At 33.3% G+C, this 15,843-nt stretch carries 14 protein-coding genes; 4 read left to right on the forward strand and 10 right to left on the reverse strand.

All coding sequences use genetic code 11. The features are described from left to right. Positions 1–127 precede the first annotated feature (127 nt). The 3 genes from ACNQGB_RS07265 to ACNQGB_RS07275 all read left to right on the forward strand — a co-directional run bounded on the left by ACNQGB_RS07265 (position 128) and on the right by ACNQGB_RS07275 (position 5,846). On the forward strand, positions 128–3,949 hold the full coding sequence (locus ACNQGB_RS07265) for a class I SAM-dependent DNA methyltransferase (RefSeq protein ID WP_417945089.1): 3,822 nt from the start codon (positions 128–130) through the stop codon (positions 3,947–3,949). 170 nt (positions 3,950–4,119) lie between these two features. Next, positions 4,120–5,358, forward strand: a complete 1,239-nt coding sequence (locus ACNQGB_RS07270; protein WP_417945090.1) for an AAA family ATPase — start codon at positions 4,120–4,122, stop codon at positions 5,356–5,358. Beyond that, complete coding sequence (locus ACNQGB_RS07275; protein WP_417945092.1) at positions 5,349–5,846, forward strand: hypothetical protein; 498 nt, start codon at positions 5,349–5,351, stop codon at positions 5,844–5,846. The genes ACNQGB_RS07270 and ACNQGB_RS07275 overlap by 10 nt, the downstream gene beginning before the upstream one ends. A gap of 226 nt (positions 5,847–6,072) precedes the next feature. Here the strand turns inward: ACNQGB_RS07275 and ACNQGB_RS07280 are convergent, their stop codons facing one another. The 10 genes from ACNQGB_RS07280 to ACNQGB_RS07325 all read right to left on the reverse strand — a co-directional run bounded on the left by ACNQGB_RS07280 (position 6,073) and on the right by ACNQGB_RS07325 (position 13,347). Next, positions 6,073–6,255, reverse strand: a complete 183-nt coding sequence (locus ACNQGB_RS07280) for a hypothetical protein (protein ID WP_472777090.1) — start codon at positions 6,253–6,255, stop codon at positions 6,073–6,075. Positions 6,256–6,392: 137 nt separating this feature from the next. Beyond that, positions 6,393–7,325, reverse strand: a complete 933-nt coding sequence (locus ACNQGB_RS07285) for a transglutaminase (protein ID WP_417945094.1) — start codon at positions 7,323–7,325, stop codon at positions 6,393–6,395. A gap of 21 nt (positions 7,326–7,346) precedes the next feature. After that, positions 7,347–8,213, reverse strand: a complete 867-nt coding sequence (locus tag ACNQGB_RS07290) for a substrate-binding domain-containing protein (protein WP_417945095.1) — start codon at positions 8,211–8,213, stop codon at positions 7,347–7,349. Continuing rightward, positions 8,213–8,740, reverse strand: coding sequence for a GNAT family N-acetyltransferase (locus tag ACNQGB_RS07295; RefSeq protein WP_417945097.1), 528 nt, complete (start codon positions 8,738–8,740; stop codon positions 8,213–8,215). The genes ACNQGB_RS07290 and ACNQGB_RS07295 overlap by 1 nt, the downstream gene beginning before the upstream one ends. A 75-nt stretch (positions 8,741–8,815) precedes the next feature. Beyond that, positions 8,816–9,940: an SDR family oxidoreductase gene (locus ACNQGB_RS07300; protein ID WP_417945099.1), complete on the reverse strand. Its 1,125-nt coding sequence runs from the start codon at positions 9,938–9,940 to the stop codon at positions 8,816–8,818. 93 nt (positions 9,941–10,033) lie between these two features. Next, positions 10,034–10,414, reverse strand: coding sequence for a VOC family protein (locus tag ACNQGB_RS07305; protein WP_417945101.1), 381 nt, complete (start codon positions 10,412–10,414; stop codon positions 10,034–10,036). 108 nt (positions 10,415–10,522) lie between these two features. Beyond that, the gene (locus tag ACNQGB_RS07310) at positions 10,523–11,392 is read right to left on the reverse strand and encodes a nucleoside phosphorylase (protein WP_417945103.1); all 870 of its coding nucleotides are present in this window, start codon (positions 11,390–11,392) and stop codon (positions 10,523–10,525) included. 120 nt (positions 11,393–11,512) lie between these two features. Further along, entirely contained in the window at positions 11,513–11,842 is a 330-nt protein-coding gene (locus ACNQGB_RS07315) for a translation initiation factor (RefSeq protein WP_417945104.1), read from the reverse strand. 56 nt (positions 11,843–11,898) lie between these two features. Beyond that, complete coding sequence (locus ACNQGB_RS07320) at positions 11,899–12,282, reverse strand: GxxExxY protein (protein WP_417945106.1); 384 nt, start codon at positions 12,280–12,282, stop codon at positions 11,899–11,901. A 114-nt stretch (positions 12,283–12,396) separates the two neighbouring features. Beyond that, complete coding sequence (locus ACNQGB_RS07325; RefSeq protein ID WP_417945108.1) at positions 12,397–13,347, reverse strand: isopenicillin N synthase family dioxygenase; 951 nt, start codon at positions 13,345–13,347, stop codon at positions 12,397–12,399. A 171-nt stretch (positions 13,348–13,518) separates the two neighbouring features. Here ACNQGB_RS07325 and ACNQGB_RS07330 point away from each other — a divergent pair, with 171 nt between their 5' ends. Further along, on the forward strand, positions 13,519–15,495 hold the full coding sequence (locus ACNQGB_RS07330) for an alpha-ketoacid dehydrogenase subunit alpha/beta (protein ID WP_417945109.1): 1,977 nt from the start codon (positions 13,519–13,521) through the stop codon (positions 15,493–15,495). Positions 15,496–15,843: the final 348 nt, after the last annotated feature.

The following is a 15,843-nucleotide window of genomic DNA, read 5'->3' on the forward strand; positions in this document are numbered from 1 at the left end:
AAGAATTCAGCTTATCGAATTTCTCTTTAGTACACCCAAACAAATAGTCAGATAAATAGTATGTCACTAATTGTAGTTGTCCTTTTTTAATAGTAAGTTTGGTAATTACCAATTCTGAAATAAACGCATGAATACACTACTGCTGGAACCGCGCAAAGCACTTAATAAAGCTTTTCTTAAAATCAAACCAAATCGTACTCATATTGAGGACTTTAAAATAAATTTGATTCAGATTTTAGATTCCATCAATGAAAAAGAAACGGAAGAGTTTCATAAAAACTTAGTGATTAATTTTCTCAAGAAAACCTATTACGATCCTAACTATTTCGTGAATACAAAGGGACGTAACGATTTAGTGATTCACAACGGGAAAGATGCCAAAACAAATGTAGGCGTTATCATTGAGGCCAAAAGTCCTAGCAACAAAAGCGAAATGATTACTGCAGCCAACCTTAACGGTAAAGCCCTGCAGGAACTCGTTTTGTATTATATGCGCGAACGCATTACACATAAAAACACCGAATTAAAACACCTGGTTGTTACCAATATATACGAATGGTTTGTTTTTGACGCGCAACTCTTTAATAAAGTTTTTGCAGAAAATAAGGCGTTTACAAAACAATTCACTGATTTTGAAGAAGGTCGCGCCTCAGGAAAAGACACCAGGTATTTCTACAATGATATCGCAAAACCTTTTATTGAAAGCATTCAAAACACCATAGAATTTGCACATTTCGACATTCGGAAATACGATAAACCGTTGCGCAATGTCAATAAAGAAGATGATAAACTCCTTGTGGCGCTGTTCAAATTACTATCGCCGGAGCATTTACTCAAATTGTCTTTTGCTAATGACAGCAATTCTCTCGACAAAAACTTTTATAGTGAATTGCTCCACATCATTGGTTTAACCGAAGTAAAAGAAGGCGGCAAAAAACTAATTGAACGCCACAAAGCAGGCAAGCGAAACTCTGGTTCCCTGCTGGAAAACGCCATTGAACAACTGGACAGCCTCGATAAAATATCCCGATTGCAAAACCCAAAACAATACGGCGATACTACTGATGAACGCCTGTTTACCGTAGCGCTGGAACTGACCATTACGTGGGTAAACCGGATTTTGTTCCTAAAATTACTGGAAGCGCAGCTCATTACGTATCACAAAGGAGACAAAAGCTATTCGTTTTTGAATTCTGATTTGATAAAAGATTACGATAATCTCAACAGTTTGTTCTTTCAGGTATTAGCAAAAAAACCAACCGAGCGCAACGATAGAGTAGTTACCGCTTTCGCAAAAGTACCGTACTTGAACAGTTCCCTTTTTGAACCCACAGATTTAGAACATGAAACCTTGTTTATCTCGCAACTCGAGGACAACAACACCTTACCGCTGCTCGCAGCAACAGTAATTAAAGACAATCAAGGCAAGAAAAATACAGGTACAAAAAGGGCGTTGGATTATTTCTTCTCTTTTCTGGATGCGTATGATTTTGCCAGTGAGGGAAGCGAGGACATTCAGGAGGACAATAAAACGCTGATTAATGCCTCCGTTTTAGGATTAATTTTCGAAAAAATTAACGGCTACAAGGATGGTTCGTTCTTTACTCCAAGTTTCATTACCATGTACATGTGCAAGGAAACAATCCGGCGAGCGGTGGTACAAAAATTTAGTGCGCTGTCGCCAAATGGTGGCACGTTTGAAAATTTTGACGATTTAAAATCGTTCTGTTTTCATCATTATAAAAAGGAGGATAAAGCCAAATTTAATGCGGTGATCAACCAAATAAAAATATGCGATCCTGCGGTGGGTTCTGGTCACTTTCTGGTTTCGGCATTGAATGAAATTATTGCGATAAAAAATGAGTTGGGTATCCTAGTCGATAAAGATGGTTTGCAATTAAAAACAGATGTAGAAGTCGTAAACGATGAATTGATGATCACGGATGAGGACGGAATTCCCTTTTCCTACAATCCTAACAACAAAGAAAGCCAGCGCATACAAGAAACCTTGTTTCATGAGAAGCAAACCATCATAGAAAACTGCTTGTTTGGTGTGGATATTAACCCAAACTCCGTCAAAATATGCCGTTTGCGTTTGTGGATTGAGCTGCTCAAAAATGCGTATTACCGTGTTCCCGAAGGTGCAGTTAAAACCACCCCGCCCTCAGGGCACCCCTCCAACGGAGGGGAATTAGAAACCCTACCTAATATTGACATTAATATAAAATGTGGGAACTCGTTGATTTCACGATTTGGACTGGATACAGATCTAAAAAAAGCGCTCAAGCAAAGCAAATGGAATATAGAAAGCTACAAACTGGCCGTTGTTACGTACCGCAATGCCGAAAGCAAGGAACAAAAACGCGAAATGGAACGCTTAATAGGCGATATAAAAAGTAATTTTAGGAGTGAAATAGGCACAAACGATCCCAAGAAACTCAAACTCGAAAAACTAAAAGGCGACCTTTTTAATTACACCCAGCAAGTAGGACTTTTTGAAAGAAGCAAGAAAGAACAAACCGAGTGGAACAAAAAAGTAAACGTGCTGGGCGCCGACATAAATACGCTAGACACCGAAATTGAAGAAATAAAAAGCAACAAGATTTACGAAAATGCTTTTGAATGGCGCTTTGAATTTCCTGATGTGTTGAATGATAATGGCGATTTTGTGGGATTTGATGTGGTGATTGGAAATCCGCCGTATGTCCAATTACAAAGCATGAAAGAAATGTCTAAGCAATATGAAAAACTTAAATATGCTACCTACACAAGCATGGGAGATTTATATGCTTTGTTTTATGAGAAGGGAAATGAGATTTTAACTAATAAAGGTGTTTTATGTTTCATAACAGGAAGTGCTTGGATGCGTGCAAATTATGGTAAACCATTACGAGATTATTTAAATAACAAGACAGTTGTTACTGATTTAATTGATTTCTCTGATTGTGAGATTTTTGATAGTGCAACTGTGCTTACTAACATTTTGATTTTTGAAAAAGCAGAAATAAAAAAACCAATTAAAGCAATACGTTTTACACGTAAAGACCAGGATAGATTACCTTTTTTAAAGGAAATATTTGAGAATGAAGCTATCAAAATTGATGAATTTCCAGAAACTTCGTGGATTATATCTGACCAATCTTCATTTGATATTAAAACAAAAGTTGAAGCTCAAGGAACAAAAATCAAAGATTGGGATTTAAAAATTAGTTACGGGATAAAAACTGGTTTAAATGAAGCATTTATTATTGATGGAAAAACTAAAGATGCTCTTATTGCGATAGATCAAAAAAGTGCTGAAATAATAAAACCTTTATTACGTGGCCGTGATGTAAAAAAATTCTATTATGATTATCAAGATTTGTGGATAATTGGTACTTTCCCGAGTAAGAAAATTGATATTGAAGAATATATTGGGATTAAGGAATATTTATTAAGTTTTGGACCATCGCTAAAGCAAACAGGAGAGAAAGGAAGTCGAAAAAAAACAAGTGGTAAATGGTTCGAAACACAAGATTCGATTTCCTACTGGGAAGATTTTGAAAAGCCTAAAATTATTTATCCAAACATGACTAAATTTTTGCCTTTTACTTTTGATAAAAAAGGATTTTACACGAATCAAAAATGTTTTTTAATTACAGGAAATGATCTTGAATATTTAGTGTCATTTTTAAATTCAAAACTATTTAAATATTGTTTTGAAGGTAATTTTCCTGAATTACAAGGAAATACGAGGGAACTCAATAAGGTTATTTTTGAACAATTACCAATAAAAAAAATACCCACAATAGAACAACAACCTTTCATCGATAAAGTCAACGAAATCCTTTCTTTGAAATCCCAAGACCCAAAAGCAGACACCCAAAACCTAGAACAAGAAGTTGATGTTATGGTTTATGAATTGTATGGCTTAACTGCCGAGGAAATTGCAATTGTAGAGAATAGTTAAATTTGCGGAAGCAAAAAAATAAGGTAAAGTATGAGGTTATGTAATAGCGGCAGTAAGTACAACCAAAATTGAGAGAAATATTGTATCAATTGAAATTCCAAATTAACCATTGTCAATATTTAACGACAAATATAAAATAATTCGTAAATTTGTGAAATACAAAATAAATAATGAGTAAGATAAAAATTAAAAATTTCGGACCAATAAAAGAAGGACTTCAAGAAAATAATGGATGGATTGATATAAAAAAAGTTACATTATTTATTGGGAATCAAGGAAGTGGAAAAAGTACAATTGCAAAATTGATTTCTACATTTACTTGGTTGGAAAAATCATTATACAATCAAAATTCAAAAAAAGCAGAAATTAAAAGAAAATCTAAATTTGAAAATTTTTACTGCGAATATCAAAATTTAAAAAACTATTTCAAACAAGAAACTGTTATTGAATATGAAGGTTTAGCTTTTAAGTTTTCATATCAAAAAGGCAGATTAGATATTGAGGATATTAAAGGAAATAAATATTTAGTACCAAAAGTAATGTATGTCCCTGCCGAAAGAAATTTTGTCAGTGCTGTTTCACAACCAGAAAAGTTAAAATATCTTCCAAAAACATTATATACTTTTTTAGAAGAATTTGAAAGATCTAAACAAGAACTAACCGAATCATTAGACTTACCAATAAATAATTTAAAATTTACTTATGATAAGAAAAAAGGTGAATCAAAAATAATTGGTAAAGATTATGATTTATCGTTATTTGAAGCTTCGAGTGGTCTTCAATCTTCAATTCCTTTATATCTTGTTTCTAAAAACTTGAGTGCGGGAATTGATAGAGTTAGTGATAATTCAGTTGCAAAAGAAAGTTTAGAGCAGATGCAAAATTTAAGGATTAGAGTTTTGAGTATTTTAAAAAATGATAAGCTAACTAACGAATTAAGAAATCAAGCTTTAGAAATTCTATCTTCTGTTACAAGAAATGATTGTTTTATTAACATAGTTGAGGAGCCAGAACAAAATTTATTTCCCAGTTCTCAAAGACAAATGCTTCATAGTTTATTAAAATTCAATAACATCAATGATGGAAATAAGCTAATAATGACAACTCATAGTCCTTATTTAATTAATTATCTAACCCATTCCATAAAAGCTAAAGAAGTACTTGATAAAATTAGATTATTAAATTTAAGTGATAAACTAATGCCCGAATTAGACAAAGTTGTGCCAATTAATTCTGCTATAGAAAATTATGATTGGGCTATATATGAGTTAAATGAAATTGATGGTAGTGTCATAAAAGTTGACAATTACAGAGGATTACCCTCTGACGAAAACTATTTAAACGACAGTCTTGGAGAAGCTAATGATATATTTATTAACTTATTAGAAATTGAAGACAAATGCCTATAAATTTTTTTGACAACCATTGTAAGACAAGTTCAAATAGTAAAAATTTTGGTATCTGTGATGACCCTCCACCTTCTGAAAATCCAGCTTATATCGATGAAACTGATGATTCAAAATGGATAGGTATTGTAAATAACCCAACAAATAAAGAAGTAGATTTTTATGCAATTGATAACTGTGTTACTATTTTAAGAGCTGATGGAAACAAGGAAAGTAGATGCGATGGAATGTTAAATTATGAAGAAAATATTATTTTCGTTGAGTTGAAAATGAGAGGAACTAGTGGATGGTTGACTAAAGCTAGAAGTCAATTAACTATAACTAAAAGTAAATTTGAAGAACATAATAGTTTGTCCCAATATAACTCTGTCGAAGCTTATGCTTGCAACAGCTTAAAACCATCATCAAATCAAGGAAATAGCGTTCAAATTCAGAAATTCAAAGATGAAACAGGCTTGATTATGTATGCTCAGCAAGAAATAAATATTTAGTTTGATCACGCTACAAAAAACCTATTGCAAACGCACGCGACAAGCGATTTTGGATTTAGGCTAGATGGAAAGTTTATTTAGTATTTATTGGATCTGCTTCGCCTGTTCGCTACGGTTCTAATGACAACCGAGAATGGGCTTAATTTAGTCTCAAATGCACTATAATAACTTGAACAAAGAACTTATACCGACAATGAACAAATCAAAGTATTTTTCAGACATTACTTTAATTTCTTAACTGTTTTCTCTTTTGTAATAACCAAGTTGTTAAACCTTCTTTTGTTTCGATTTCTAAAACTTTGTCTAACTTTTCTTCCAAAGCTTGTAAATTTATCATAATTGAAAAACTAAAAATTAATATATTTATCCTTTTATAAGATTGTAAATGTATTGATAATATTTGTATCATATACTGCGAACGTTTGCAATAGTTTTGCAGCACAATAAAATTGAAAATGTAAATCGGTTTTTTGATTGATAAAATGAGCTGTTTTTTGGTACAAAAAAACCTGTAAGCAATTTGAATGTTGGATTTTAAATTTTTTATCAATCCAACGTCAATGCACCAAGAATTTCTTCAGACATAAAAGGTCCGCCGGGATATTTGGCGGTATAATCTAGATTCATCCAGATTTGTCCGCGCTCGTCAACGTGATAATGCAGTTTTTTTTCTTTACTTTCATTGACAAATAACACATTTTTTATAAGAAAGTTTACTTTTTCTAAATCATTCTGACTACCAATAAGTATTTCTGGATAAATATGGCCAGTAGTATGAATCAATCGTGGAGTACCACCAATAGACTTAATTGTGGCAGCCATTAATATGGAATGATCATCGCAATCGCCAGAGAAATAGAGTAGGGATTCTGAGGCAGAAGCAATGTAATCTCTTGCTTTTGGATCACTTACATAGTTCCATTTGCTATTTATTTCTTTAAAAACGGCAAAGCATTGTATAATAGTCCTGTAATCAGAATAGCCTTTTACTTTTTTAAAATGTTTAGTTGTTGCCATAATCGCAAAATTCCTAATTTTTGGATTTTGATATTCAATTGCATTTACAATCTTAGATTTGTTTGGAAACGGAAGCAACTTGGCAATGATAATATCTTGTGGATAAGGATTATCAGACATGGTGTACATGATGGAATTATAATCTTCAAAAACACTATTAAATCCATAGTTTCCTATAGTTGATCCATATACTAAAACCAAAAAATAAAGGATGATACAAAAGAGAATTATAGTTCTTAAAAATCTAAGGATGATTTGAATACCTACAATCAATATCAAAAATAAAACTACACGATCGATGTTCAGAAACCAATTTGGATTAATCAGATTTTGATGGATGATTATAAAAAGAGGAATTGCAATTAAGATGTTTAGTATAAAAATAATCACGTCATCCCAGGGTTTTTTTACCTGAAATCGTTGTTTTATACTTTGAAAATTAATTTCTTTTATTTTAATCATAGTAAAAATAAAAACAGCAATCTAAACTGTTTCTACAATATCTTCAAAAGTACCTTTTTTATCGATAATTTTAAGTTGAATCAATTGATTTTGAATTTTGTTTAACATTTCTGCTTTTAATTGGTTTTGCGACCAATGCGTTAAGGACAACCACTCTTGAATATCTTCAATTTTTTGATGGTATTTTAGTGCTAACGTGTTATCAATGCTTGGAATATCTTTAAAGTCAACAGTAGTTTGATTTATAATGGATAAAATTTTTGAAATAACATCCGCTTGTTTTTCAAGAACTTCTGTACGAACCGCAATCACAAAGCAAGGCCAAGGTGTTGGGCAATCTCCAATACGTCTAAAAATACCTTGGTCTACTAATGGCTTAGTCATAAAACGTTCCCACATAAAATAATCTGCGGTTCCGTTTGTTAAGGCTTCAACGGCACCGTCAATGGTGTTTACAATTTCAAATTGAAGATCATCCGTTTTCCATCCCGAATGTAGACGGGACTGATTATCGGCATTGACATACGCCATTAATTGTGAGCCAGAACCCAATCGAGAAATAGCAGCTGTAGTGCCTTTCAAGTCAGTTAAAGTATTGTATTTTGATTTAGCAGCCACATGAATTCCCCAAATTAAAGGACTTTCAACATATACTTGAACAATTTTGCTGGGATTTCCTGCAGTGATATCTTTTACAATTCCTTCGGTTAATATGACTGCAATATCAGTTTCGCCATCACGCAGCATTTGGCACATTTTACCGGTACCTTCGGGAACATCAGTCCATTGTAAATCGATATTTTCTTTTTCGAAATCGCCGCTTTCTATGGCTAAATGCCAAGGCAAATTGAAATGTTCTGGAACTCCGGCTATTTTTATTGTGTTCATTATAGATTTGGATTTTTTAATTCGTACCAATTCCAAGAAACGCCATCCTCAAGATAGGTTTCAGTCATTTCTAGTCCAATTTTTTGTAAAATTCGATTAGAGGCGATGTTGTCTGTATGCGCAGCTGCTTCCATTACAGGAATTTTCATTGCATTAAAACCATAATCCAACCAAGCAAAACTGGCTTCACTTGCATATCCTTTGCCCCAGAATTTTTCGTTTAAGCGGTAACCAATATCATAGAAATGAATTTTGTTATTGACCATTTCGGTGTTGTATTTTAATCCAGCCCAGCCTATAAGCTCTTGTGTCTCTTTTAAAATAATAACAAAGCGACCTATATTATTCTGGGTGTACTGCTTTTTAACAGACTCAATAGTAGCGTAGACTTCGCTAATTTCTTTTACAGGTTTGTTCCAAAGGTATTGATGTACCTTAGGATTTCGATCCATTTCGAATAAAGCTTCAGCATCTGAAAGTTTCATTTCTCTTAAAATCAATCGGTCAGTTTCTAAAATAAGATTCATAGTTTACTAAAATTTAGTGGTTAACGATTTAGCCCTGATAGCAGTGGTTTTCTGTCATTGCGAGGAACGAAGCAATCACACATTAATATCTTTGAAATTATTCATTTTTGCATATCGAATCATATTAGTGAAAGCTTCCTGATCTAGTTTTGGTATTTCCAGAATGGAGTTCAATAAAGTGGTGTCATATTCGTTGGCAGCCGTTGTAAAATAGGGACTTAAATGCTTACCAATACTTTCATAATACAGTTTTTCAATGACGTTTTTATATTTGAAATTTAACTGATTTTGAATTAAAGTAAAATTAGTGTAACCTACTTCCTTCATAATCAATTGCAATCCTTTTATCATATTGAAGCTTTTAGTATTTACAATGTTGAGTTGTTCAATATCGTCTCTTTCAAAGGTATTGACAATCACTTTTGCCACATAATCAACGGGAATAATATTTAAAACAGTGTCTTCATTGATGATAAAACGCACATTTTCTTGTTCGCCTTTTCGTTGGGAAGTAAAGTGAAAGAATTTTGCCAAAAGATAAAAAACCATATATTTTGAAATAAAATATGGATTTTCTGTTCCTAACATTTTTCCCCCAATAACACTTGGACGCAGAATTTGAAAAGGCAAATTTATTTTTTTACATTCTTGTGCTATAAAATTTTCCGAGTGAAATTTAGCGTTTTCGTACGCATTGCGATGCTCTGGTTTGAATTCTAAACTATGAAAGTCATTGTCAATTAATCCTTTTCGGTTTCCAGATGAAAAAGCAGTTCCGATGTAAATAAACTTTTTTATGAAAGGATGAAATAAAGTGAAGAGGGATTTAGTGATTTTGGTATTTTCATCAAAAATCTTTTCACGTTGTTCTTCGTCGGTAGATAGATTAACAAATCCAGCTGAATGAATAAAATAAGCATCTTTTATTTGGCTTGAAAAAGTATCTTGAATTTCAGCCAAATCAGTATCGATTATTTCAATGTATTCGTGGAGTTCTTCTATGCCTTTGTCCTTTATGATTTGTGGGGTATAACTACTCGATAATAGTTCGTTTATGCGATCTTGAGCAGTTTTTTTTCCTTTATTTCGGGCAATTATAAAGAGTTTACCATCAATTTTAGTGTTGATGAAAAGCTCCAGAATTTCATACATAATATGAGATCCCAAAACTCCTGTTGCTCCTGTAAGTATTATTTTCATTATCGTTTTGTTCTAAAAGTAAAGGTAGTTTTAAATAGTAAATAGTTCAGGTTTAAGTATCATCGCGTTTTTGAAGTCTCCAACCAATAATTATCAATCTTTTGCTTTCAAATCGGAAATAATAATTCGGAATCCATCGGGATCCAAAAACATTTTTCCATTTTTATACCAATATGGATTTTTTGAAGTAATGATAGAAGTATTAGAGTTTAAAAGCTTGTTAATTAGTGAATTATACTTACTTCTCGTTTCGGGATAAAGAATAAGAATATCATCTTCATCAAAGTGATGTTCTGCGTTTTCATTTGATTGTGTAAACTCAAAATGCCAATCTAAGTTAGAATTACCTATTAAGATACCATCGTACAAATCATAATTATTAAAGCTGCCAAGCAGTTCAAATTCTAGAATAGAAAGGTAAAAAACCTTAATTTTTTCTAAATCATTTGTATGTCTGGCAACTCTGAGTTTCATATTAGTTTTTTTTAGCCCTGATAGGAGCGGCATCCTCTTGTGGTAGCGCTAGCGAACACAAGAGATATAGCGGATAGCAGGAAATAGCTCCTAATCATATTATTTCTGTTATTGATTGGCCAGTTTGTCTAGCGTATACGCTATCAATTCGTCCACCGCTTTATAAGGATCTTCACTAAATGTTCCCGAAGCACGATTCGCAATTATCGCGTTTAATGATAAAGCATTGTGCCCTAGAAGGCTTGAAAGCCCATAAATTGCTGCCGTTTCCATTTCAAGATTTGTGATTTGGTTGTCACCAAATTTAAAATTATCCATTTTAGAATTTAATTCTTCATCTTGAATATTCAAACGCAATACGCGTCCTTGTGGTCCGTAAAAACCTCCAGCAGTTGCAGTGATTCCCTTATGCATTTGGTCACTTTCAATAACTTTTTCTAATTTTTCAGAACACGCAATTACATAGGGCTTTCCTTTTTTTAGATCCCAATTGGTATGTTTTACAAAAGCATCTTCCATTTCGAGATTTGAAACTTCGTCAATCAAATAGGAGCGGAGCATGTTGTCGAGTCCTAATCCAAATTTTGATAGTACAAAACTGTCTACAGGAATATCCGCTTGCAAAGAACCCGAAGTTCCGATACGAATAATGTTCAAGGAAGTCAAATTTTCTTTTGGTTGACGCGTTTCTAAATCGATGTTTACCAAAGCATCAAGCTCGTTGATTACGATGTCAATATTATCGGGCCCAATTCCTGTAGACATCACAGTAATGCGCTTTCCTTTAAAAATCCCGGTTTGGGTTTTGAATTCTCTTTTTTGAGTCGAAAATTCAATGCTTTCAAAAAACTGCGTGATTTTCTCCACACGATTTTGATCTCCTACAAAGATGATATCGTGCGCAATATTTTCTGGTTTTAAATTCAAATGGTATACGCTACCGTCTGGATTTAATATTAATTCTGATGATTGTATCATTTGTTTTTATATTTTTTCTTCTCCCTAGCCCTCTCCTAAGAAGAGGGAGCCAGTTCCTGATTTATATTCTATTTTTATATTTCAATTTGGTTCCTCCCCTTTGGGGAGGTTAGGTGGGGATTATCCTCCCACACGTTTTACTTTAAATCCTTTTAGTTTTAATATTTCCATTATTTTATCGCGGTAATCTCCTTGAATAATAATAGAATCATCTTTGAAGGTGCCGCCAACACTTAGTTTTGTTTTGATTTCTTTGGCTAGAATTTTAAAATCGGCGTCGGTGCCTTCGTAACCTTCAATTATGGTGGTCGCTTTTCCTTTTCGTTTTTCAAATTTACAAATCATTGGCTCTTTTTGAACGTATAATTCGTGTATTATCGCCTCCGTTTGCTCTTCTGGCAAAGGTTCATGATCTGGGAAAAGGTTTTTTAATTGGTCTTGTAAGTCCATAACTTTATATATTTTGAACGCGGATAAAACGGATTTTACGGATTACCGCAGATTTTTTATTTTCTATTGTTTTGATATACTTTCCTAATAAATTCAGGTTTTTTACCAAAGTTTAAAAGCAGTCCAACTTCGCAAGTTGTCGCTTTTAAATAATTAATTAATTGAAATTCATTTGCTTCGACCATATAGTCCTGAGCTTTTAACTCTAAGATTATTAAATCATTCACGACAATATCAGCATAGTAATCACCAACTTCAATTTCTTTGTAATAAACTTTAATTTTTTTCTGTGCTTCAACATGAAAACCATTTGCTTTAAGCTCATAATACAATGCATTTTGATATACTCTTTCGAGAAAACCATATCCTAATTCATTGTAAACTTCAAAAAATATTTTTATTATTAACTTTGTTAATTCTTGATGTAAAATACTACTCATAATTTCAAATATCAGTATAAATCAGTTTAAATCTGCGTTATCCGCGTTCCAATTCTATAAAAACAAAAGACATCAAGCGTACTCGATGTCTTTCTTGAACTATTGAATTAAAATTTATTTTTTGATCAAACCTAAATCTACTAATCTTTCATACAAATAGTCACCTGCAGTAATGTCCTCAAACTGTTTTGGATTTTCGGCATCGATACAATTTTCTAAACAATTTAATGGCATATCGCTCACGGGATGCATAAAAAACGGTACTGAATAACGCGAAGTGCCCCATAATTCTCTCGGTGGATTCACTACTTGATGAATGGTCGATTTTAATTTGTTGTTCGTGTGTCGTGATAACATATCGCCCACATTAATAACCAATTCATCTGGTTCTGCAATGGCATCAATCCATTCTCCATTGTGGTTTTTAACTTGTAGTCCTTTACCTTGAGCGCCCATAAGCAACGTAATCAAGTTGATGTCGCCGTGTGCAGCAGCTCTAATTGCGTTTTCAGGCTCTGATGTAATTGGAGGGTAATGAATAGGTCTTAAGATAGAATTTCCATCTTTGGCATAATTGTCAAAATAAAATTCATCTAATCCTAATCGTAAAGCCAAAGCTCTTAACACATACACTCCTGTTTTTTCTAACATTTGGTAGGCTTCTTTTCCCACCACATTAAAACGAGGTAACTCTTTTACTTCAACATTTTCAGGATATTCTGCAGCGTATTTTGAATCTGTAGACACATACTGTCCAAAATGCCAAAATTCTTTTAAATCTCCTTCTTTTCTGCCTTTAGCATGTTCTGTTCCAAAAGAAACATAACCTCTTTGTCCGCCAATTCCAGGGATTTCATAACTGCGTTTTGTTTCTAAAGGTAAAGCGAAAAAATTTCTGATTTTACCATACAATTCATCAACCAATTGGTCGTTTAAAAAATGCCCTTTGAGTGCTACGAAGCCAATATCTTCAAATGCACTTCCGATTTCATTTACAAATTTTTGTTTACGTGCCGGGTCATCCGACAGGAAATCACGCAAGTCAACACTAGGAATGTTTTGCATACTTTTAAATATTTTTTGATATTTTGCAAGATCAAAACCTTGCAATTACAAATGTAAAGAATAATTTTATATTTGAATTTTAATTTTCACAAACAACATGAAAAAATATAACAAAATAACACAAAACTGTTATATTTTTTTATCTTTGAACCATACAATAAAACCGTAACAATGATCTTCGACAGAAAAAATCTTACTGACAATCAATTATTAGATTTATACAAACGAATACTAAAACCACGATTAATAGAGGAAAAAATGTTGATCCTTATTCGTCAGGGAAAAGTTTCTAAATGGTTCTCAGGAATTGGTCAAGAGGCCATTTCTGTTGGGGTTACCGCAGTTTTGGATTCAGATGAATACATTTTGCCTATGCACAGAAATTTGGGAGTATTTACTGGACGAGACATTCCATTGTACCGCCTTTTTTCGCAATGGCAGGGGAAAGCTAATGGTTTTACAAAAGGTCGGGATCGTAGTTTTCATTTTGGAACCCAACAATACAAAATTATTGGTATGATTTCGCATTTGGGACCACAGTTAGGTGTTGCGGATGGAATTGCTTTGGCTAATAAACTCAAGAAAAACGGTAAAGTTACGGCTGTTTTTACTGGAGAAGGCGCAACATCCGAAGGTGATTTTCATGAAGCCTTGAATATTGCTTCGGTTTGGGAATTACCAGTACTATTTGTGATAGAAAATAATGGATATGGCCTTTCCACACCAACAAATGAGCAATACCGATGCGAAAACTTAGCTGATAAAGGCATTGGTTACGGAATGGAAAGTTATATTGTAGACGGAAATAATATATTGGAAGTATTTAATTTATTATCTGAATTAAAGGCTTCAATGAAAGAAAATCCAAGACCTGTTTTATTAGAGTTTAAAACCTTCCGAATGCGCGGGCACGAGGAGGCGAGTGGAACAAAATATGTTCCGCAGGAATTAATGGATATGTGGGCTGAAAAAGATCCCGTAGAAAACTTCAGAAACTTTTTGTCAGAGAATAACGTTCTTATAACTGAGTTTGATGAAGCACTACGACTAGAAATTAAAAAAGATATAGACGAAAGTTTGGCTCTAGCCAATGCTGAACCTGAAATAGAAGCTTCCTTAACCGAAGAACTAAATGATGTATACAAACCATTTGTATATGAAGAAGTTAAGCCCTCAAAAGAAAAAGAAAACATTCGTTTTATAGATGCTATTTCGACCAGTTTAAGACAATCAATGGAACGTCATGAAAACTCAGTTATCATGGGTCAAGACATTGCTGAATATGGTGGTGCTTTTAAAATTACTGATGGATTTGTAGCGCAATTTGGTAAAGAGCGCGTGATTAATACACCCATTTGCGAAAGCGCGGTGGTTTCGGCAGGAATGGGTTTATCTATTAATGGTTACAAAGCAATTGTTGAAATGCAATTTGCTGATTTTGTTTCGACAGGGTTCAATCCTATTGTGAATTTATTAGCCAAATCGCACTATAGATGGTTAGAAAAAGCCGATGTTGTAGTACGAATGCCTTGTGGCGGTGGAACACAAGCGGGACCATTTCACTCTCAAACCAATGAGGCTTGGTTTACCAAAACTCCGGGTTTAAAGGTAGTTTATCCAGCCTTTCCTTATGATGCAAAAGGTTTGCTGAATGAGGCTATAAATGATCCAAATCCAGTGTTGTTTTTTGAGCACAAGCAATTGTACCGGAGCGTTTACCAAGACGTTCCTAAAGATTATTACACGTTACCATTAGGAAAAGCGGCTTTACTGAAAGAAGGGAATTCGGTTACTATTATTGCTTTTGGAGCAGCAGTTCATTGGGCTTTAGATACTTTATCAAAAAATCCTGAAATTTCAGCAGATTTATTGGATTTGAGAACCTTACAACCTTTAGACACCGACGCTATTTTTGCTTCTGTAAAGAAAACGGGCAGAGCTATTATTTATCAGGAAGACAGCATGTTTGGTGGTATTGCAAGTGATCTTTCGGCATTAATTATGGAACAATGTTTTGAATATTTAGATGCACCAGTAAAACGTGTGGCAAGTTTAGACACACCCATCCCTTTTACAAAAGCATTGGAAGATCAATATTTGCCAAAAGGTCGTTTTGAAAATGATCTGAAAGAACTCTTGTTATATTAGTTGTAATTTAATAGTTAGGTTATTTTAAGTATTTTAATTCTAAAAATAACCTAATATCCAATAAATAATTATAAAAATAAGAATGGTGCCAAAGCAGCCACCACCTAGTTTTTTAGCACCGTAGCCCGCTATAATAGTTTTAAAAAATCCGTTCATGGTATTTATTTTTAATTAGTTATGAAAGATACGTTTTTGTTTAACGCATTATTTTTTTTAATAGTATAGCATTTTACATTTTGTAAGTTCAAGTTATAAGTGCAACAGATAAATTAAAAACACTTGGAGTTACCCCCCCAAGTGTTTAAGGTCAAAAGCCTAAATTTGTCTTGCATGAAAAAATATAAACAA

The sequence above is a fragment of the Flavobacterium frigidum genome (genome assembly GCF_048286795.2).